We start from the raw sequence: 20,539 nt of genomic DNA on the forward strand, positions 1-20,539 counted from the left end.
CAGTAAGATGATTAAACTAAAACCGGTATTTCTTGGTGTTCTTTTATGGTTTCTGGGAAGTACCGGTTTTGTTTTGGGGCAGGATGAGGTTCCGGTTATTGAAAATGCGCAAAACGATACCATTACTTATTGCTCCGATTCTGTTTACATAGCCGAGTTTATCTCTATTGAAAACATACAAATTGATGCCGCAGATAAAGGAATGCAGGTATCAATTGTAAATTATGAAAGAGGAGAAGACAAGCTAGGGTATGATGAGGTTCCTTCGTTGCATTATAATTGGAACAACTCTAAAGGAACGCTTGAAATAAGTGGCGTTGGTACCGATGAACAATACCGTGAAGCCATTTCTAAAGTGTTTTATTATAACCAGAGCGGAACAAGAAGTGTTGGAGTCAGAACATTTGCAATTGGTTTACTCGATGCTGATTATTTACCGTATACCAAACATTTCTACCAATACATTGCTAGCCGCGGAATACGTTGGACTGCAGCCAAAACTGCAGCCGAGAATATGACATATTACGGGCTTAAGGGCTATCTGGCTACAATTACTTCGAATGTAGAGAACGATTTTATCTGGTCAAAAATTGATGGTGTAGGCTGGATAGGTGGGAGTGATGCCAGTAAGGAAGGTGATTGGTATTGGAGAACCGGACCGGAGGCAGGAACACTTTTCTGGAGAGGTACTTCCAATGGAACCGCTTTTGGATTTGCTTATTGGAATAATGGCGAACCTAATAATGTACAAAAATCGTGGGGCGTTGATGAAGATTACGCGCACATGGTTGTTGATCCCGGAGGAAGAGCAAAGTCTTGGAACGATTTGCCGGATGAAGGTGACAGAGATCAACCCGAAGGTTATTACTACCCACAAGGATACGTGGTTGAGTTTGGAGGCATGGAAAATCTCGAATTGCAATTGTCGGCTACGGCTTACATCGAGGTACGCGAAAGCAAACGTCCGGAGCTGGATTACACGAAAGTTCAAACCCTGTTTTGTGGAACGATGTCGGCTACCGTTGATTTGATTTTTCAGGATTCCGATCCGTTAGTCGAACTAATTTCGTTGGATCCATCTGTTACAGTCGACGATCCTTTAACTACAAAGCCTACAATCGAAGCAGCTGATTATGGCAAATATTATTTTCAGCTGAATACCATTGATGAGGCCAGTTGTTCGTACATTGATACGGTAATGTTTGAGTTTCATAACCAGCCTGTAGCCGTATTTGATCTCGATTCTAACGAGTGCTACGGTTACAACCTGCAGTTGTCGTATACCGGTGAAAACTTCGAGGAAACAGAATTTACCTGGTACTACAACGATGCAGAATTTGATTCGGGAATTGGTTTGGATAGTGTTACCATTCCGCTGGGATTTGAAGATATTGACCGCTCGGTGGCTTTGAAAGTAAACGAACAGGGATGTATCGACTCATCTTTGGCGTTGGAAGTAAAAGTAAAACCTAATATTATAGTAGAAGCTGATAATCCGGAAGGATGTTCTCCGGTAATGGCTGAATTTACAACAACCACAAGTAAACCGGCCGAGTCATATCTTTGGGATTTTAATGATGGGAGCACTTCGGCAGAACAAAGCCCCAGTCATAAATTTCTTAACCCGGAGCACATACAAAAAGCTTTCGATATTAGCCTCACCGTACTCGATATCAACGGATGCGAAAATACTGCCGTATATGATACCTTGGTAAAAGTGTATCCTGTTCCAACGGCCGGGTTCGATTTTTATCCGAAGGAAGTCTTGATTACCGATCCTCTGGTGGATTTTACAAATACCTCTCATGCCGCTGCATCGTATTTCTGGGATTTTGGCGACAGCACTTTTACTGACGAAAAGGATCCGGTACATCGTTACAATGCAATGGGCGTATATAATGTGTGGCTCGAAGCGGGTAATAGTTTTGGCTGTACCGATACCATTATAAAGCAGTTAAGTGTTGCTTTCGATAAACTAAATCCGCCAACAGCTTTTTCTCCAAATGCTGCCTTGGACGAAGACCAGGAATTCAGATTATATGCCGAAGGTGTTGTAAATGAAGGTTACAATTTGTTGATCTTTAACCGCTGGGGCGAAGTTGTTTTTGAGTCGAATAGCCAGGAAAATGGTTGGGATGGCAAAATGCGCAATGGTAATTTTGCTCCGTCCGGAGTGTATACCTGGATTCTGGAATATAACGATTTCAGAGGCGAATCGCACAAGCAAAAAGGCAATGTAACCCTCTTATTCTGATACAATCGATTGCACTAAAATAAGTTAAATTTGTTGACTTTTATCAGGTTTATTAGTATCTTTTACCTTCATCAAAACGTATAAAAAGCTGTTGTCCCGGAATTGATTTTTTTATGTAGGGGAGTACGATTTGATATGTGAAGTAACAAGAAAAAACCAAGAAAAGATGATGCGCAAATTTAAATTTAGTTCCTACTCCGAGAAAGAATATCGTGTATTTAAGGAGTATCCACCGATGAAAAGACAACACAATTTTCACACTGAAGAGCATTTTGTTGTGCCATGGGAACTAAGCCACGAAGACGAGAAATTCAGTGCAAAAGCTAGAGCATGGGAATAAGGAGTTTGTTTCTGATTTTACTTTCTCCTTTGGCTCCTATAAAAAATGTAAGTGATAATTCATGCGATCCATAACTGTAATTTGAAAGTTCGGACAGGGTGTAGTCGAAACTGTATCCGAACTGAAATTTCTCGCGTGCAAAGCCGATTAAGGCAATAATTGCATCAGGGCGCGTGTCGATGTTATTCCTGAACCAACCTCCAAATAAAAATGATTTTTCAATCATATAAATTCCAAGATTAAGCTGCTTAAATGATCCTTGTTGCTGGTAAAGTATATTTGGCGACAGAGTAAAACGCCGCGACAATAAATCGTGGTGAAACTTATGCAGGCGCGTACCGGCATGTACCGTTATTTTCATCGGAACTTTTCCTTTATTATCTCCTTCGTGAATAGACTCATCGGGTGTGGTTAAATGATGCACACTGGCTCCCCAAAATACTTGTCGGTGCTGACCAACTGCTCCAATTGCAAAGTCGGGATAGGTTGTATTCCCTTCGTAAAGGTTGGCTCCGGTTGAACCCGAAATAACTCCTGAAAGCTGATCGATCTCCGACGGAAATATCAAACCGTTTGTATCGAATTGTTTTCTCACAATACCGGCATTTAATCCCAGTGTCACAAAACTCTCCATGCCTATTTGCAGGTGGTAAGAATACGCCACGGTTGCCGAGCTTGTTGTAATTATATTATTCGGTTCGCGATCGTGATAAGCCTGAAATCCAATACCTGCATTCTTGTCTTTCAACAGAAAATCGTACGAAAGTGAATAAGTGGTAAATGAATTGCCCTGTTGCGGCCACTGATTCCGGTAATTAATTACCATTCGCGGTAGCTCGGTGGTTCCGGCAAAAGCAGGATTTAAATGAAGCGGATTGGCAAAAAACTGTGAGTAACCGGGATCTTGAGCAAAAACTGCACATGGCAATACAAGTAGAGCAAGTAATAGTTTTTTGAAGTACATTAAGTTTATCCCGGTTTAAATGAGCCGTGAAAATACAAAATCATATTAGTTTTTTTTGGGTGCCCAGGGATTATTTTTAGAATTGCTGAAAGGTGGAACAACAATGTTTAGCGATAGCTCACACAGAAAAGCATTATAATCAGAAATACCCGGAATTCCCATACCAGCATTCAGGTTAAAACGCATATAATTACGTTGATATCCAATTGTTCCTCCCAGGGTATGAATATTGTTGGTAAAGTCGTTCTGAATGAAAAATCCCCATGTTTTATCTGTGTGTTCAGAGAGTAAGCGTAGTCGGCTTACAAAGGCTTCTTCGTGGTAGAAAACAACAAGCTCCGGGGAGAGTTGAAAAGGCCGGGAGTAAAGGTCGCGAATTCTTTTATCGATCTTTTTCGATATATACAGCGTATAGCCCAAATTTGTTGTCGGTTCAATTAAACTATACGAAACATTTCTGGTGTGCGAAACAGTTGAAGTTAACCCAATTTGTAGCGTGTTGTTAACCCACAAAAACCCAAACTTTGGTTTTAGAATAAAATAGCGAAGGAAAGATTCGCCCGGCCCAATTGGCACATCGTTCTCGTCGGTAATTACTTTGTCGAGAAAAGCAACTGTCCATTGTTTGGTTGCAGCAACCATATCTGTTCCGACGGATAAAAGTATCTTCCCGTTTTTCGTTTTTATTGGAAAGCCCGAGTATGAAAATCCAAACGATGAGGTGCTGATATCTTGCTCGCTTATCATTCCCTGGCTGAAACTCAGGGCCACACCTCCTTTTAATTTTTCAGAATACGAATCCCAGGTGGCATAAAAGAGGTTATAAGTTTGCTCGCTGTTAACAAAGGAATATTGATTGCCTGTGTGGTACGAATTGTTTTTGTCTAATCCGGCCAGCGCAGGATTGATGTCGACCCGGCTGTCAAAAGGCAGCAGGTAAGTTTCGTTTTGCGCACGACTTTGCAATCCTAAAAACAGAAGGATAGAGCAAAACAATATTTTGGGTGAAATGCGCAAGGTAGCTATCTGTCAGGTGGATATTTTTAGTAACTCTTCCAACATGTAGGCCCGCTTTTCGTCGGAAACTTTTAAGGCCCTCGCAATTTTCAGTTTTAGTGGTTTCATTACTTCCGGCGACGGAAAATGCTCCATGTTATCGATTACCGTGAAAGCTTCAAAAGCGGTTTCCCAGTTTTCGTTTATCACTAAGTCGACAAAAACTTCAATGTTGTCCGAGAAATCAAGTCCGTTTTGCCAGCAAACTGTAGCTATATTTTTACGAATCGGCTGGTAATGTTCTTCTTGCAAGGCACTAATAAATACCGGAATCGTCTCCTTGTCTTTTATGGTTCCCAGCAATTTTTGAATTTGCCTTTCAACCTCTGCCTCGCAGCCTGCAACCATCAATTCAAATAGAATGGGCAAATAATCTTTGTTCCCACTTTCTTTTAGTTTGTTCAATGCAGCCAGCACCTGTTCCTGATCGGCCGAAAAAAGTTGCGTTTTTATCGCCTGGTTAATTTTTGTCTTATTCATATTAAATCCTTCAGAGCATGCAAATTTAAGCTTTAAAATACGCCAAAACAAAGCAGTAGTGTAAATGTTTTCGCATATTAGTTACCTTTGTGCTCCTCATGAAGAACGTTGACGAATTACGGGAGGCCCATGTGGGGCGTCTTATGCTCAAATATTTCATCCCTGCATTTATTGGAGTTTTCGTAAATGCGTTGTACAATATTGTCGATAGAATCTTTATTGGACAGGGAGTTGGAGCCGAAGCATTGTCGGGTATTTCGGTAATTTTTCCGGTTATGCTTATTATGATGGGCTTTGGTATGCTCATTGGTATAGGCACCAGTGTTTACGTTTCCATAAATCTTGGGAAAAAGGATATGGAACGAGCGGAGCAGACGCTTGGTACCAGCTTTATTCTGATGATTCTGGCTTCGGTGCTGATTATGGTGGTTACCTATTCGCTGAAAGTCCCAATTCTACGTTCGTTTGGTTCTACTGAAGAAACCTTTCAATATGCCAACGATTACCTTGATATTATTCTTGGAGGAGTGGCTTTTATGGTCATCGGTTTTTCGTTGAACAATGTAATTCGATCTGAAGGAAATGCGCGTGTTGCCATGGTTTCTATGCTGTTAAGTTCGGTTACCAATCTTATTCTCGATCCCATATTTATTTTTGGCCTCGACATGGGAGTGAAAGGAGCCGCTTATGCAACGGTAATTTCAATGTTTGTTTTAATGTTGTGGGTGCTGTACCATTTTATTAAAAGTAAACGGGCAGTTGTTCGGATGCGGGTAAAGCATTTAAAAATTAACTGGGGAATTACAATGGAAATTCTGGCCATTGGAATGGCGCCGTTCTCGATGCAAATTGCCGGAAGTTTCGTTCAGGGACTGTTAAATAAAAAGCTGATTGATTTTGGTGGCGACCTGGCTGTTGGAGCAATGGGGATTATTAACTCGGTACTAACGCTGGTAATTATGGCTATTGTTGCGCTGAATATGGCCTCACAACCAATTATCGGATTTAACTATGGGGCGAAATCTGTACAGCGAATAAAGGATACTTTAAAGATCACACTTATCGCCGCCACGCTTATTGCCATTGTCTCGTATGCATTAATCGAGGCTTTTCCGGGGTATATAATTATGGTTTTTAATAACGATAGCGAAGTGCTGTACAATATCGCAACCCGAGGATTACGATTGGTGATTCTGGCGCTACCGGTTGTTGGATTTCAGGTGGTGGCTTCCAATTTCTTTCAGGCGATTGGAAAAGCCGGGCTTTCTATGTTTGCCACCGTTTTTCGTCAGGTAATCATGTTAATACCGCTCATTTATATATTGCCCGGTTTTTTTGATATTGATGGAATTTGGATCAGTTATCCGGTTGCTGATGTCATGTCGGCAATTGTGGTCGGGTTTATACTTTACCGCGAGTGGAAACGTTTACCTTTAATTGTTGAAAACAGCGATGAATAGAAGAATAAAACTGATCCTGTTAATAAGCGTCTTAGCTTTTACTTTCTACTGCCTTTTTATTCAGCCTGAACTCTTGGCTGTCAGCATTTCCGAAAAGCTGAATTTCCCTTGGGGAAGCTTAGTAATATGGTTTGGAATCCTCGCATATACTCTTCTTTTTCAATTGATTATTAAAATGCCAACAAAATATATATTATTAAAAGTAGATAAACTACTTAGGTCTTTAGAATTAGGTCTGGCGTTACTTTGGTTACCCGTTTCTTACTTTATTTCGGGGAACTTGGCATTTGCTTTTCTTAACAAACCAATTGCTTTTAAGCTTTGGATTGCTTATACTTTGGTTATTCTGCTCCTTCCTTTTCTCTTGTTGCTACTCAAACTTTTCGGCAAGTCTGAAAAGTAAAATCCAATAATAAATTTTTGTGAAATTATGTTCCTAGTGATGACATTCGTCAATGGAATATGCATGTTTTATAATTACATTTGTTCATAATAATCTAAAAAACCAATAATAATGGCAATTTCAACTATAAAGGTAAGCGGAGAAATGGGCCGCACTTTTTCAACTAAAATTAATTGTTCGCATCCGTTTGTAATCGACCAACCCAAAATGGCAGGTGGAAACGACGAAGGTCCAAATCCACTGGAAATATTTTTGTGCTCGTTACCGGCTTGTATTTGTGCAATCGGACGAATTATTGCACAACAACAAAAGATTAAACTCAACGGTATTAGTGTAACTGCAGAGGGAGATATCGATAAAGATTTTCTGCTTGGGAAAACAACGGAAGGCCGTGCCGGATTTACCGAAATCAGAAGCTACGTTGATATTGATGCAGATATGACGACCGAAGAAAAACAACGTTTCTTAAAGGAAATTGAAGTTCGTTGTCCGATAGCGGATAACATTGCCAAGAGTTCTGTGATTAAACCGGTTGTAGTAGAAGATGCAACTGTTTAAATAGTGAGATTTTAATGGTAGAGAGCCGCCTGTTGAGGCGGCTCTTTTTTTATAATTTCTCTTTTAAAGCTTCTCCGGTATACGAATTTTTCTCCTTGATCAGATCTTCTGGAGTACCTTCAAATACAAGATTTCCTCCTTGATCTCCACCTTCTGGCCCAAGATCGATAATCCAGTCGGCCGATTTAATTACATCCATGTTGTGCTCAATGATCAGTATTGAATGACCACGCGAAATAAGTGCATTAAACGAATCAAGCAGCTTGCGGATATCGTGGAAATGCAGCCCCGTTGTTGGCTCATCGAAAATAAACAGCGTTGGCGAATCTTTTTCCTTTGCCAGGAAAGAGGCCAGTTTTACACGCTGACTTTCACCACCCGATAATGTGCTCGATGCCTGTCCGAGTTTTATGTAACCCAAACCAACATCCTGCAAAGGTTGCAGACGTTTGGTAATTTTCTTTTCGGTTGAACTTTTACCTTGTTTAAAGAGTTCGATGGCTGCGTTTACGGTCAGATTCAGAATGTCATCAACACTAAGGTCTTTGTATTTTACATCTAAAATATCTTCTTTAAAACGTTTTCCGCTGCAGCTTTCGCAAAGCAGGTAAACATCAGCCAAAAACTGCATCTCCACTTTAATGGTTCCTTCACCCTGGCATTCGTCGCAACGGCCACCGTCAACATTAAACGAAAAGTGGGATGGTTTTAATCCCTGTATTTTGGCAGCCTGCTGTTCCGACAGTAATTTCCTGATTTCGTCGTAGGCTTTCAGGTAGGTAACAGGATTCGAGCGCGATGATTTTCCAATCGGATTTTGATCGATGAACTCAATGGCATTGATCATTTTGTAATCTCCTAAAATCGCATCGTGATGACCGGTTTTTTCACCATAGCCGCCCAGAATTTTAGTGAGGGCAGGAGTGAGGATCTTCGAAATAAGCGAAGACTTTCCTGACCCACTAACTCCGGTAATTACCGTTAAGGTGTTCAGCGGAAATTTAACGGTAACATTTTTCAGGTTGTTCTCGCGCGCGCCAACCACTTGTATGGAATTGGTCCATTTTCGGCGTTGAGCAGGAACAGGTATATCTTCAATGCCCGTCAGGTATTTTGTGGTCAGACTTTGAGGATTTTTAACCAGGTCGGTGTGTGTGCCCTGAAAAACAACTTCTCCACCGTGTTGTCCCGCCATTGGGCCAATATCTATTACCTCGTCGGCAGCACGAATAATTTCCTCGTCGTGCTCAACAACCAGTACTGTATTTCCAATTTTTTGCAGTCGGCGTAATACTTTAATCAGTTTTTCGGTATCTCGCGAATGTAGGCCGATACTGGGCTCATCCAAAATATACAGCGACCCCACCAAACTACTTCCAAGCGAGGTTGCCAGGTTTATCCGCTGCGATTCACCACCCGATAACGTTGACGATAAGCGGTTAAGTGTAAGATAGCCCAAACCTACGTCGTCAAGAAATTCCAAACGATTGTTGATCTCGATAAGGATGCGTTTGGCAACCGCCTTTTCATGGTCGCTCAATTTCATATTCAGGAAGAACTCCTTCAGTTCGGAAACGGGCATTAAAACCAGTTCCTGAAGCGATTTATCAGCTACTTTAACATAGCCGGCTTCTCTTCTCAAACGGCTTCCTTTACACTCGGGGCAAACCGTTTTTCCGCGGTAGCGCGATAACATTACGCGGTACTGTATTTTGTAGCTGCCTTCTTCAAGGTGTTTGAAAAACTGGTTTAAACCATCGAAATATTGATTCCCGGTCCAGATCAGGAATTTCTGTTCCTCACTCAACTCGTAAAATGGCTTGTGTATCGGGAAATCAAATTTTTCAGCTGAATAGATCAATTCATTTTTCCACTTGCTCATTTTTTCGCCTTTCCAGCAGGCAATGGCATCCTGGTATATTGAAAGCGACTTATTCGGAATTACAAGGTCCTCGTCGATACCGATAACTTTCCCGTAGCCTTCGCAAGTAGGGCAGGCGCCAACCGGATTATTGAAACTAAACATGTGAACCGTTGGCTCTTCAAATTCAATTCCATCGGCTTCAAAACGGTTCGAAAAACTCTTCGATTCCGTACCTTCCTTCGTATAAATCTTAACCAGACATTCGCCGTGTCCTTCGTAAAAAGCTGTTTGCACCGAGTCGGCCAGTCGGCTTTGAGTGTCTTCGTCGTGTTTCACGGCAGCGCGGTCGATAACCAGGTTGCAGCTATCGTTGCAAAAATCATCGCTATCTGCTTTTACCAGCTCGTCGATACGTTTTATTTCGTCGTTGGTTTCGATGCGCGAAAATCCTTGTTGCATCAGCAATTCAACTTCCTGCAGAATGGTGCGTCCGTTTTTAGCTTTTAAAGGCGCAACAATAATCAGGCGCGTTCCTTCATCAAAACCATTGATGTAATCCACAACATCGGTTACGCTGTTTCGCGAAACTTCCTGTCCCGATACCGGAGAAATGGTTTTGCCGATGCGCGCGTAAAGTAACTTCAGGTAATCGTAGATCTCGGTTGATGTACCTACTGTTGAGCGCGGATTTCGGGTGTTTACCTTTTGCTCGATGGCAATTGCCGGCGGAATTCCGTTAATAAAGTCAACTTCAGGCTTATTTATACGCCCCAAAAACTGACGGGCATACGACGACAGACTTTCTACATAACGGCGTTGACCTTCGGCAAAAAGTGTATCGAAAGCCAGTGATGACTTCCCTGAACCCGAAACTCCGGTAACCACAATAAATTTATTTCGGGGAATTTTTAAGCTTATATTTTTTAGATTATGAACCCTTGCGTTCTGAATCTCAATGTATTTAGCATTTTTGCTATTCGACATAATTTTTAATAAAATTCGATAAAACGTTAGAAAAACTTGCTTTTGTCGGTAAAATGTTTCATTTTTGAACGATACAAAATTAGAATAATAGTTTTACTACACTAAAAATTGAACGCCTATAGATAAACTTTACTTTTTGTTTACACATAAATAGAAGGTAATGTTCAGACTCGACAAACTGAACGATAATGAACTCGTTCAACGATTTATTCAAGGCGATCATGAATCACTTGAGATTTTAATAGTTCGACATAAAAGCAGAGTATACTCGTATATTTTGTTGATTGTCAAGAACCAGGATTTAGCAGAAGATATCTTTCAGGATACGTTTATCAAAGTCATACGCTCGCTAAAACGCGGTAAGTATGTCGAAAACGGTAAATTTGTTTCCTGGGTGCTTCGGATAGCGCATAATCTGATTATCGACCACTTCAGGAAAGAAAAACTGCAGGGGACGATTTCTAACGACAGCTCCGATGTTGACATCTTCAATTCGCAAAAGTTTTCGGAAGAAACCATTGAGGACCAAATGGTTTATTCGCAAATTTTGAGCGAAGTAAAGCACCTTGTAAAAGAGTTGCCCGAAGATCAGCAGCAGGTAATTTATATGCGCCACTATATGGGCCTCAGTTTTAAGGAAATAGCCGAACAAACCGAGGTGAGTATTAACACGGCTTTGGGCCGGATGCGTTATGCTTTAATAAACCTGAGGAAACTTGTGGAAGAAAAGAAATTGAACCTCACTGCTTTTTAACTATTGTTAACACAATAATAGGGTAGATACCGGCGTTTTAAGAGAAAATAATTAAAATGCCTATGATAGATTATTCTACTTTATTTTATTTTGTAAACAACAATCAACGTAAGGTTGAAAAAGAAACAGCAGAGATGGATTACGAACCATCAGAAAGGTCGGTACAAAATATCCTGGATTTCGCCCGATGCTACGAAGCGCTAGAAACAGAGGAAACAGGATATGTAGAAATGATTTTAAATTAAAAAATTAGAAAGTATTCAGATTAAAAAATCCTTCGGCTAATTAGCCGAAGGATTTTTTTTGCTTGCTGAAAATCGTAGCAGCAAATATCCTAACAATCCTGCAACGAAGGATCCGAGTAGAATTCCAATTTTTGCTGAATCAATAAGAACGTCATCAGTAAATGCCAGGTTGTTAATAAACAACGACATGGTAAATCCTAGCCCGCCAAGAAATGATACGCCGGCTAAACTCATGAAATTTACATTTTTGGGTAGTTCTGAAACTTTGAATTTTATTGCCAGGAACGAAATCAGAAATATTCCCACAAATTTTCCAATTATCAGGCTAAGCCCAATGTTAGTTGCCAGTGTTGTGTTGGTATCGCCCGAAAAACTAAAAACCACCCCGGCATTTGCAAAAGCAAATAATGGTAAAATTATAAAGGCTACCCACCCGTGCAGACGGTGTTCAAGAAATTGCAGTGGTGAAGCTGTTTGTTCGGTAAGCTCCTCCATCTCGTCAATAGCATCAAGTTGATGATGGTTAAGAATTGTTTTGTCTTTGCCTTCCTTTTTGCATTCATCGAGGAACCCGTCAAGGATATCTTTTCCTTTGTCATAAAAAGTGGTGCTTTTAATATGTCTCTGAATAGGAATGGTAAGTGCCAACAATACCCCTGCAATTGTTGCGTGAATACCCGATTTCAGGAATAAAACCCAAACTACAACTCCGGCAATAAAGAAGAAATATTTCGAATAAAGTTTAAATCGCGACAGAACAGCAAGAAGTGCAACGATGGCTAATCCAATTGCAATGTTGGCCCAAATTAATTTCGAGCTGTAAAAGAAAGCAATTACTAATACGGCGCCAAGATCGTCGATAATTGCAAAAGCCATTAAAAATATCTTTAAACCCACCGGCACGCGCTTGCCCAGCAAGGTTAAAATACCAAGAGAAAATGCGATATCGGTAGCCATAGGGATTCCCCATCCTTCCATTCCTGGTTTTCCTTGATTTAAGGCTACAAAAAGAAGAGCTGGGAAAACCATTCCTCCAAGCGCTGCAACAATGGGTAACGACGCTTTCTTAAGATCGCTTAATTCACCAATTAATACCTCGCGTTTTATTTCAAGACCAATGACAAAAAAGAAAATGGCCATTAATCCATCGTTTATCCACTTTAATACCGGTTTTGAAAGTTCAAATCCTGGAAGGCTAATCGTTATATAATTTTTCCAGAAGCCCAAAAATGCGTCACTTAAACCTGAGTTTGCAAGAATTAAGGCCGCAATGGAAGCCGAAAATAAAACTATACTACTTGAGGTCTCAAGCCTAATAAAACGGTTAATAGGATCTTTTATAAAATTCATTCTGATATTTTTTTTATTGGAACGTAAAATGCATTTGTTTGTTTAATGCCTATTCTTAAATTTTAAATATAATAATTTCAGACGGCAGCAAAATAAGAAAAAGTCATGTTTCTCTCTGTTTTAGCCCTTACTGTTCACAAATTATTAACAACCTGAATAAGGTTCAGGAGAATGCAAACTAAGCTTTTAATACTACCATGTCTGCATATTAGCAGCAGTTGGAAGCCGGAAGAATATATGGAATATACCGGGTGATTGCAATTGAAATTATTCTTTTATAAATGATGGAATTTGGGAATATGATATCCAACCTTCCTTTTTTTGATAATATGATTTAAAACACAAATACACTATTGTGTATTAAAAATAAATGTAATACTTTAGTGATATCAAAATAATATCAAAATACTAAATAATTAATGTCATGGAAAAACAACATTCAGCTTTATCTGGCTACATGTTCCTGTTTCTGGAACTCATTTTAATGGTCGTTATCATTTTCGGTTTTATGCGTGGTATGATTGTTCCGGCAATTGTGTTAATACCGGTATTTATTCTTGTTGCCATTGGTTTTACCGTGGTCGATCCCAACCAAAGTTGTGTAATGGTTTTATTTGGTGCGTACAAAGGCACGATTAAAACCAACGGTTTTTACTGGGTGAATCCTTTTTATGTGCGCAAGAAAATCTCGCTTCGTGCACGAAATTTCGACAGCGAACCTATTAAAGTGAACGACAAACTGGGTAACCCGATTATGATCGGTTTGGTTCTGGTTTGGAAAGTAGAAGAAACTTATCGGGCTGCTTTCGGTGTTGATGAGTTTGAACATTTTGTTGTGGTACAAAGCGAGGCAGCGCTAAGAAAACTTGCGGGTATGTATCCGTACGACAACATTGAAGATGAAAATGCAAAAGTTACATTGCGCGACGGTACCGAGGAAGTGAACGAAAGACTCGAAGCCGAAATTATTGAACGACTGGAGATTGCCGGTATTCATGTAATTGAGGCGCGAATTAACCACATTGCCTATGCACAGGAAATTGCACAGGCCATGTTGAAACGCCAGCAGGCTACCGCAATTGTTGCTGCCCGTTACAAAATTGTTGAAGGAGCAGTAAGCATGGTAGAAATGGCACTTGACGAGCTTAGCGAAAAAAGTATTGTTGAGCTTGACGAAGATAAAAAGGCAACTATGGTAAGTAATTTAATGGTTGTATTGTGTGGCGATAAAGATGCAACGCCTGTGGTGAATACCGGATCACTTTATCAGTAAACACCATGAAAAAGCTTCTTTTTAAAGAAGAGCAGGAGTTTGATAAAAGATGGCTGTGGCTGTTGATGCTGGTTGCCGTATCGGCTGCTGCCATTCCGTTCTTTCGGGGAATCTATTTTCTGACGGCTGAAAATCCGCCCGACGATAACCCGATGACTCCGGGAGGATTGGTTGTAACCGGTGTAACGGTTCTGGTAATGGTGGTAGTTTTTGTATTAATGTTTCGAGCAAAACTAAAAACAAAAGTTACGGCCGATAAACTTTCCGTTTGTTTTCCGCCACTGGTGCGAAAATGGAAAGATATCGATCCGTCGGAAATTGAAAAGTACGAGATCCGGCAATATCACCCGAAAAGAGAATACGGAGGTCGCGGCATAAAACGTCGTTTACGAAAAGGTAGTGCATGGACCGTATCGGGGCGAATCGGGTTGCAGCTGTATATGAAGAGCGGGAAACGATTCCTGATCGGTACACAAAAACAACAAGCCCTGGAGCATGCCATGCAAAAATTGATGGAAAAGGAGGATTAGAATGGCGAAGAAAAAATCGTTTGTGTTGCGCGTGAGTCCGGAAATGATGGAAGCCGTTGAAAAATGGGCGGCCGATGATTTCAGGAGTATAAACGGGCAAATGGAATGGATAATACATAAGGCCTTAAAGGATGCAAAACGTTTAAAGAAAGGTTCAGACGATGGGAAGGTATGATTATTTAAAAGCGAAGAAAGAAATAAAGAAAACTAAACTGAAAATGGTACGGGAAATAATAACCGTAATTGTAATGGCATTGGTCATCAGTGGTTTTATTCTTCAGGTAGTGATGCAGTTAAAGAAATAACATTTCGGGAAAAGATTAAAAACAAGAGAAATGGGAAAATATGATTATTTGAAAGAAAGCAATAAAAAAAAGCGCAAGACCAAATTAACCTCAACTCAAAAAAGGTTTATTATGGTACTTGTTATCGCGATTGTACTTTTTTCGATTCAGTTAGTAATTTATTTGACACGTTAATACTGATAAACTGAAAACAATTCAAAAACAGAAAACCATGAAAAAACATTTCAGTTGTCCCAAATGCAGTAGTTGGGAATACGAAGAAGACGCAATCAGAACGACCGGCTCCGGTTTTACACGATTTTTTGACATTCAAAACCGTAAGTTTATAGCCATTTCGTGTAAACGATGTGGTTATACCGAATTGTACAAAGCCGGAAGAGGAAGTACCGCCGGTAGTATTCTCGATTTCCTTACATCGTCGTAAACCACACTGAATTTGGTTTAGATGAAAAAACCTGTTCCTGAAAAAGGAGCAGGTTTTTTTATGGTCTTATCTCAAGCGTACTAAATGTAAGTTCAGTCAAACTTTCTTTAGCAAAAGACAAGACATAATTATTCCTGCCGGAGGCCACCATTTTTGCCTTGATGCAAAAACGATGAAAAAAAATCAAGGCTGCTTTTGAGCTTCACTCTCCGTTTTTATAAAACCTAAATTCGGACGGGTGATCTCCTCGATCCCTCGGAGCTTCCCGCTCTCATTAAGGTTTTATTTCAACTCCGCGCAAAGCCCAAAAGAGGCCGGTCCACTTATGGAAGCTAAGTATTGCGGTGAAGTCGATCGAAGCTTCGGCCTCGGCCGGTGAGCCGGAAAACAAGCAGTGTCAGTGTTAAAAAATTACTGATGTTTGAGGAGGCACGACGAGTTTCAGGAATTTTAGCTGGCATTGCGTAGTTTTTCCGAGGGAAGCGGGCGCAGCCTTGAGTTTTTTGTTTACTTATTGTCTCAAGACAAAAAGTAAAATCCACCCGATAGGGTTAAGAAACTATGATGGTTGTTGCTGATTTCATTTCGCAATGTTATTCGAAGGTAATTCTATTTAAGCTCTATTATCGATATGGGAGATGGTAATTTATCAATTCCCTTTTAACTTTACTTTAAATCACTTCATCCTATATTTTCAACATAGGTTTTCATCACAAATTCCCTTATTTTTGGTCTGCTTAAAAAATTAGAAATCAATAATTAATAATTACTGGAGCCGGTTAACCCGGTTAAAGTTTTGTTCCGGACGATTGTTTTCAATTTCCGGCTAAAAAATAAACAGACATGAGTATTAGCGCATTACAAAAAGAAAGGGCTAAATATCAGCCTAAACTTCCTAAATCGTTAAAAGGCGACGTAAAATTGGTTGAAGGTGCAAAAACCGAATCGGTTGCCGACCAAAAAGACATTGCAGAATTATTTCCGAATACATACGGAATGCCGTTAATTTCTTTCGAAGCTGCCGATGCAGCTACCGAAAGACAACCTGTAAACGTTGGTGTAATCCTTTCAGGAGGTCAGGCTCCGGGCGGACACAACGTAATTTCAGGAATTTTCGATGGTATCAAGAATATCCATCCTGATAGCAAATTGTATGGTTTCTTGGGTGGTCCTGGCGGATTGGTAGACCACAAATACATGGAACTTACTGCTGATATTATCGACGAGTACCGTAACACGGGTGGTTTCGATATTATCGGTTCGGGCCGTACAAAACTGGAAGAAGAAGCTCAGTTCGACAAAGGTTTGGAAATTGCCAAAGATCTTAGCCTTAACGCGCTTGTAATTATTGGTGGTGACGATTCAAACACAAACGCTTGTGTTTTGGCCGAGTACTACGCAAAAATCGATGCCGGTGTTCAGGTAATCGGTTGTCCGAAAACAATTGATGGTGACTTGAAAAACGAAATGATCGAGACTTCGTTTGGTTTCGACACTGCTACAAAAGTATATTCAGAGTTGATTGGTAACATCCAACGTGATGCCAACTCAGCAAAAAAATACTGGCACTTTATTAAACTGATGGGACGTTCAGCGTCGCACATTGGTTTAGAGTGTGCTTTGAAAACTCAGCCAAACATTACGTTGATTTCGGAAGAAGTTGCTGAGAAAAAACAAACTTTGGGCGAGGTTGTAGATTACATGGCGGGTATTGTTGCCAACCGTGCAGCCGACGGAAACAACTTTGGTGTTGCCCTTATTCCTGAAGGTTTGATCGAATTCATTCCTGAAATGAAAACATTGATCTCGGAATTGAACGACCTTCTTGCTGAAGGAACCGATACAGAGAAAGAATTCAAAATGTTGAAGAAAAGTCACCGTAACGAGTGGGTGGCCGGTCAACTTACTGAAACTTCGTCAAACGTATTCAGTTCATTGCCATCAGGAATTGCTACTCAGTTAACTTTAGATCGCGACCCACACGGAAACGTTCAGGTATCGTTAATCGAAACTGAAAAACTGTTGGGTGAAATGGTTAAAACCCGTTTGGATGAAATGACAGAAGCCGGTGAATTCTTAGGAAAATTCGGAACTCAATACCACTTCTTCGGTTACGAAGGACGTTGTGCAGCTCCATCAAACTTCGACGCTGACTACTGTTACTCATTGGGTTACACTGCTTCTGTTCTTATTTCAGAAGGAAAAACCGGTTATATGGCATCGGTACGTAACACAACTGCAGCTGCCGATGAGTGGATTGCAGGTGGTGTACCTGTAACTATGATGATGAATATGGAAAAACGTCACGGACACATGAAACCGGTAATTCAAAAAGCACTGGTTGAGTTGGATGGCGCTCCATACAAATTCTTCGTTACAAAACGTGGCGAGTGGGCAACAGGAACTGAGTTCGTTTATCCTGGTCCTATCCAGTATTTCGGTCCAACCGAGGTTTGCGACCAAACTACAGAAACATTAAAATTGGAGCAAGCGTAAACAGCTGCTTTAAACAACGAAATAGTAAAAACCTCCCTGAGTTAATCGGGGAGGTTTTTTATTTGCCCTCCATTCGTCAACAAAAGGATTTTAGAACGGTTCTTAATAAAAGTTAAAATATTGCACGATATTTGGTGATAATAATTTTTCGAATAGTGATCTTAATTACTTTCGCTAAGTATTTAAATATGTAAAATCGCCACGAAAACAATTATCTCAGATAAATGAAAATATTTATTTGAGAAAAGAAAACACAGTCAATTGATTCTCTTTATCTTAGCTGTTAATTAGCCATACAGTATGATAAATGAGGCAATTGCTAATTTATTATGGAAAACAAGATCAGATTAACAATACTCTTTTTACTGTTCGCATTTATTTCTCATGCCTCGGATGAAGCCACCGAAATATCAGGAAATGTATACGATAAGGCTACTAATGAGCCCATTCCGTTTGTAAATGTTTGGGTGAAAGGAACTACGCGTGGAACCATGACCGATATCGACGGACATTTTATTTTGTCTGCATCCTTGGGCGACGACATCAGTTTTTCTTCGGTGGGTTACCAAAAACAGGAGTTAGAAGTATCGGCTCAGCTGGAAATGCCGCTTAAAATTTATTTGGAGCCCGATGTTCAGCAAATTAGCGAGATTAAAGTAAGACCCGAAGAATCGCGTGCCAAAGTGCTGTATCGAAAAATAATGGAGCACAAAAAGGAGAACCGCGATAAGGTTGAAAACTACAACGATTACAAGGCTTTCGAGCGCACTTCTGTTTATATGGCCATCGATAGTACATCGAAGGTAAACCGCATTATTCCGAATATGAACGAGGTGACCATGAAACTGGATGACCGCGATATTCGGTTTTCGCCAATATACATGGCCGAGTTGGGAACTCTAACAAGCAACAGAAAAGACAGTATTGTCTACAATAAAAAGGATGGTATTTTCCCAAAACTTAATCAAACCATTGAAAGTTTGATTCTGTTGAATGTGGTGATCGACCTTGATTTTTACAAAGACCAGATTAATATTTTGGGGCGTGGTATCGTGTCTCCGTTAAGCAACTCGGCACGTTTGCACTACGATCTTTACCTAAACGACAGTACGCGTATTGATAGCGTTTGGCATTATAATTTCTCGTTCACTCCAAAAAATAAGTTTAATCCTTTGTTTACCGGACGATTTACTGTTGAGGGCAAAAACTTTGCGCTAACCAGTATTTACGCTTATGTGCAGGAGGAAGCCAACATTAACTTTGTAAATGGCTACCGATCGAATGTACAATACAAGAAAGACGAAGACGGAACCTGGTTTTACGATAACCAGCAGATCAGTTTGAATTTGTCGTTGATGCTGAATAAAGATACCGTGTCGAGGTATGGTTCGCAACGTATCGACCAGATTTCGAGCGGAAACTGGATGGTAAATAAAATAACGCAGTATTCCACTTCCGAGCATTTGAATCAAATACGTGGTTATAACTGGCGGTCGCAACCCGAATTTGCAACCAGCCTGATGTCGGACGGAACATACGAACGCGTTGACAAGTTGAAGGAAAACCAGGTGGTTAAAGGTATCGACGCCATTGGCGGAATGGTGCTTACCAGTTATGTCGATTTGGGAAAAATTGAGCTGGGGCCGGTATTCGATATTTACAGTACCAACGCCATCGAAGGGCAGCGCTTTTCGTTGCCTTTCCGAACCGGCGAAAAAATGTGGGAACGTTTTACTGTTGGTGGCTTTTTAGGTTATGGTACCCGAAATAAGGAGCTAAAATACGGTCTGAATTTTGGCTGGCAATTAACACAAGATGATAAGTTTATTTTGCGCGGTAATTATTCCGACGACTATAACCTGGTTTCGCAGGATAAATACCTGAGGTTTATTAAGAAAAATCCAAATACAAGGGGTAACGGAAACTTTATTGCTGCAATTACTTCGCGCGAGGAGAACCCGTACTTACAACAGGAGAAAAAGGCACACGTGAATCTGGAGTATAATACCGATAATGTAATTCTTGAGGGAGGTGCTTATTTTTCTTCCAATCATAGCACGCCATCTATTCATTACGTGAATAATGGTGTTGATTATAACCATTATTCGGCATATGGAGCACTGTTTAACGCACGTTTGGCGTTTGGCCAGTATTACGACCAGTATTATTTTATGCGTGTGTATTATATCGACCAAACACCGGTTATAAACTTAAGCTGGGATATTGGTCAGGCCTATGTGCCGGGCGATAACACACCTGATTTTGGTATGTATTCGCATTTTCATGGATCTGTAGTTGGAAAAGTAAACTGGGGCCCAACATTTATGCGCTACATGGTTAACGGTGGTTATTTGTTTGGCGATGCTCCTTACGATTTGCTTGACATGCCGGTTGGTTCGCAATCGCTTGGTTTTGCCAAATACCGCTTTAACCTGTTGCACCAGGCATCGTTTGCCCACAACGTATATACCAACGTTCACCTCGACTGGGTTGGCGGTGGAATTATCTTTAACAAATTGCCATTGATCAAACACTTGAAATTACGTGAAATGGTTTCGTTAAAAGCACACTATGGCGACAGAACGAGTTCGTACAAACCAATATTCGATCTGCCCGAAGCATTTTCGCAGGATTTAACGGCTCCGTATGCTGAGCTCGGGTTAGGAATCACAAATATTTTTAAGGTGCTGCGTGTAGAATATATTCACCAGTTGGGTGGAACTTACATGGATAGAAGTTTTACCGACAACAGCGGAATACGATTCAGGGCAGAAATGAGCTTCTAGAAAAACGAAAATT

Annotated in this window: 18 protein-coding genes; 13 read left to right on the forward strand and 5 right to left on the reverse strand. The window is 40.5% G+C overall.

The window, feature by feature from the left end; translation table 11 throughout:
* Positions 1-7: 7 nt before the first annotated feature.
* Both QZ576_RS01185 and QZ576_RS01190 read left to right on the forward strand, forming a co-directional pair.
* Positions 8-2,254 (forward strand): PKD domain-containing protein, encoded by a 2,247-nt coding sequence (locus tag QZ576_RS01185; RefSeq protein WP_297093560.1) that lies wholly within the window; start codon positions 8-10, stop codon positions 2,252-2,254.
* Between the two features lie 166 nt (positions 2,255-2,420).
* On the forward strand, positions 2,421-2,594 hold the full coding sequence (locus QZ576_RS01190; protein WP_297093561.1) for a hypothetical protein: 174 nt from the start codon (positions 2,421-2,423) through the stop codon (positions 2,592-2,594).
* Here QZ576_RS01190 and QZ576_RS01195 read toward each other — a convergent pair.
* The 3 genes from QZ576_RS01195 to QZ576_RS01205 are packed head-to-tail and all read right to left on the reverse strand — an operon-like array spanning position 2,578 to position 5,094.
* Positions 2,578-3,558 carry a type IX secretion system membrane protein PorP/SprF gene (locus QZ576_RS01195; RefSeq protein WP_297093562.1) on the reverse strand — a complete coding sequence of 327 codons (981 nt, stop codon included), beginning with the start codon at positions 3,556-3,558 and terminating at the stop codon, positions 2,578-2,580. The two genes, QZ576_RS01190 and QZ576_RS01195, sit on opposite strands and share 17 nt — an antisense overlap.
* A gap of 45 nt (positions 3,559-3,603) precedes the next feature.
* Positions 3,604-4,554 carry a type IX secretion system membrane protein PorP/SprF gene (locus QZ576_RS01200; protein WP_297093563.1) on the reverse strand — a complete coding sequence of 317 codons (951 nt, stop codon included), beginning with the start codon at positions 4,552-4,554 and terminating at the stop codon, positions 3,604-3,606.
* A 33-nt stretch (positions 4,555-4,587) separates the two neighbouring features.
* Positions 4,588-5,094 (reverse strand): hypothetical protein, encoded by a 507-nt coding sequence (locus QZ576_RS01205; protein ID WP_297093564.1) that lies wholly within the window; start codon positions 5,092-5,094, stop codon positions 4,588-4,590.
* Positions 5,095-5,192: 98 nt separating this feature from the next.
* Between QZ576_RS01205 and QZ576_RS01210 the strand changes: the two genes are divergently transcribed.
* The 3 genes from QZ576_RS01210 to QZ576_RS01220 all read left to right on the forward strand — a co-directional run bounded on the left by QZ576_RS01210 (position 5,193) and on the right by QZ576_RS01220 (position 7,515).
* On the forward strand, positions 5,193-6,554 hold the full coding sequence (locus tag QZ576_RS01210; RefSeq protein ID WP_297093565.1) for an MATE family efflux transporter: 1,362 nt from the start codon (positions 5,193-5,195) through the stop codon (positions 6,552-6,554).
* The gene (locus QZ576_RS01215; RefSeq protein ID WP_297093566.1) at positions 6,547-6,957 is read left to right on the forward strand and encodes a hypothetical protein; all 411 of its coding nucleotides are present in this window, start codon (positions 6,547-6,549) and stop codon (positions 6,955-6,957) included. Before QZ576_RS01210 ends, QZ576_RS01215 begins: the two co-directional genes overlap by 8 nt.
* Positions 6,958-7,068: 111 nt before the next feature.
* Positions 7,069-7,515: an OsmC family protein gene (locus tag QZ576_RS01220; RefSeq protein WP_297093567.1), complete on the forward strand. Its 447-nt coding sequence runs from the start codon at positions 7,069-7,071 to the stop codon at positions 7,513-7,515.
* Positions 7,516-7,564: 49 nt separating this feature from the next.
* Here QZ576_RS01220 and uvrA read toward each other — a convergent pair whose 3' ends face one another.
* Positions 7,565-10,363, reverse strand: coding sequence for an excinuclease ABC subunit UvrA (gene uvrA / locus QZ576_RS01225; RefSeq protein WP_297093568.1), 2,799 nt, complete (start codon positions 10,361-10,363; stop codon positions 7,565-7,567).
* Positions 10,364-10,523: 160 nt separating this feature from the next.
* Here uvrA and QZ576_RS01230 point away from each other — a divergent pair, with 160 nt between their 5' ends.
* On the forward strand, positions 10,524-11,117 hold the full coding sequence (locus QZ576_RS01230) for a sigma-70 family RNA polymerase sigma factor (protein ID WP_297093569.1): 594 nt from the start codon (positions 10,524-10,526) through the stop codon (positions 11,115-11,117).
* A 56-nt stretch (positions 11,118-11,173) separates the two neighbouring features.
* On the forward strand, positions 11,174-11,362 hold the full coding sequence (locus QZ576_RS01235; RefSeq protein ID WP_297093570.1) for a hypothetical protein: 189 nt from the start codon (positions 11,174-11,176) through the stop codon (positions 11,360-11,362).
* 36 nt (positions 11,363-11,398) lie between these two features.
* Here QZ576_RS01235 and nhaA read toward each other — a convergent pair whose 3' ends face one another.
* On the reverse strand, positions 11,399-12,712 hold the full coding sequence (gene nhaA / locus QZ576_RS01240) for a Na+/H+ antiporter NhaA (RefSeq protein ID WP_297093571.1): 1,314 nt from the start codon (positions 12,710-12,712) through the stop codon (positions 11,399-11,401).
* A gap of 424 nt (positions 12,713-13,136) precedes the next feature.
* Here nhaA and QZ576_RS01245 point away from each other — a divergent pair, with 424 nt between their 5' ends.
* From QZ576_RS01245 to QZ576_RS01270, 6 genes are all read left to right on the forward strand, one after another.
* Positions 13,137-13,985 (forward strand): SPFH domain-containing protein, encoded by an 849-nt coding sequence (locus QZ576_RS01245; protein ID WP_297093572.1) that lies wholly within the window; start codon positions 13,137-13,139, stop codon positions 13,983-13,985.
* 5 nt (positions 13,986-13,990) lie between these two features.
* The gene (locus QZ576_RS01250; protein WP_297093573.1) at positions 13,991-14,515 is read left to right on the forward strand and encodes a hypothetical protein; all 525 of its coding nucleotides are present in this window, start codon (positions 13,991-13,993) and stop codon (positions 14,513-14,515) included.
* Between the two features lies 1 nt (position 14,516).
* On the forward strand, positions 14,517-14,690 hold the full coding sequence (locus tag QZ576_RS01255) for an Arc family DNA-binding protein (RefSeq protein ID WP_297093574.1): 174 nt from the start codon (positions 14,517-14,519) through the stop codon (positions 14,688-14,690).
* 341 nt (positions 14,691-15,031) lie between these two features.
* On the forward strand, positions 15,032-15,244 hold the full coding sequence (locus QZ576_RS01260) for a zinc ribbon domain-containing protein (RefSeq protein WP_297093575.1): 213 nt from the start codon (positions 15,032-15,034) through the stop codon (positions 15,242-15,244).
* Between the two features lie 843 nt (positions 15,245-16,087).
* On the forward strand, positions 16,088-17,740 hold the full coding sequence (locus QZ576_RS01265) for a diphosphate--fructose-6-phosphate 1-phosphotransferase (protein ID WP_297093576.1): 1,653 nt from the start codon (positions 16,088-16,090) through the stop codon (positions 17,738-17,740).
* Positions 17,741-18,069: 329 nt separating this feature from the next.
* A complete protein-coding gene (locus QZ576_RS01270; protein WP_297093577.1) occupies positions 18,070-20,526 on the forward strand; it encodes a DUF5686 and carboxypeptidase-like regulatory domain-containing protein in 2,457 nt (818 codons plus the stop codon).
* Positions 20,527-20,539 lie beyond the last annotated feature (13 nt).

Origin of the sequence: uncultured Draconibacterium sp., assembly GCF_913060805.1 — a bacterium.
Classification (GTDB): domain Bacteria; phylum Bacteroidota; class Bacteroidia; order Bacteroidales; family Prolixibacteraceae; genus Draconibacterium.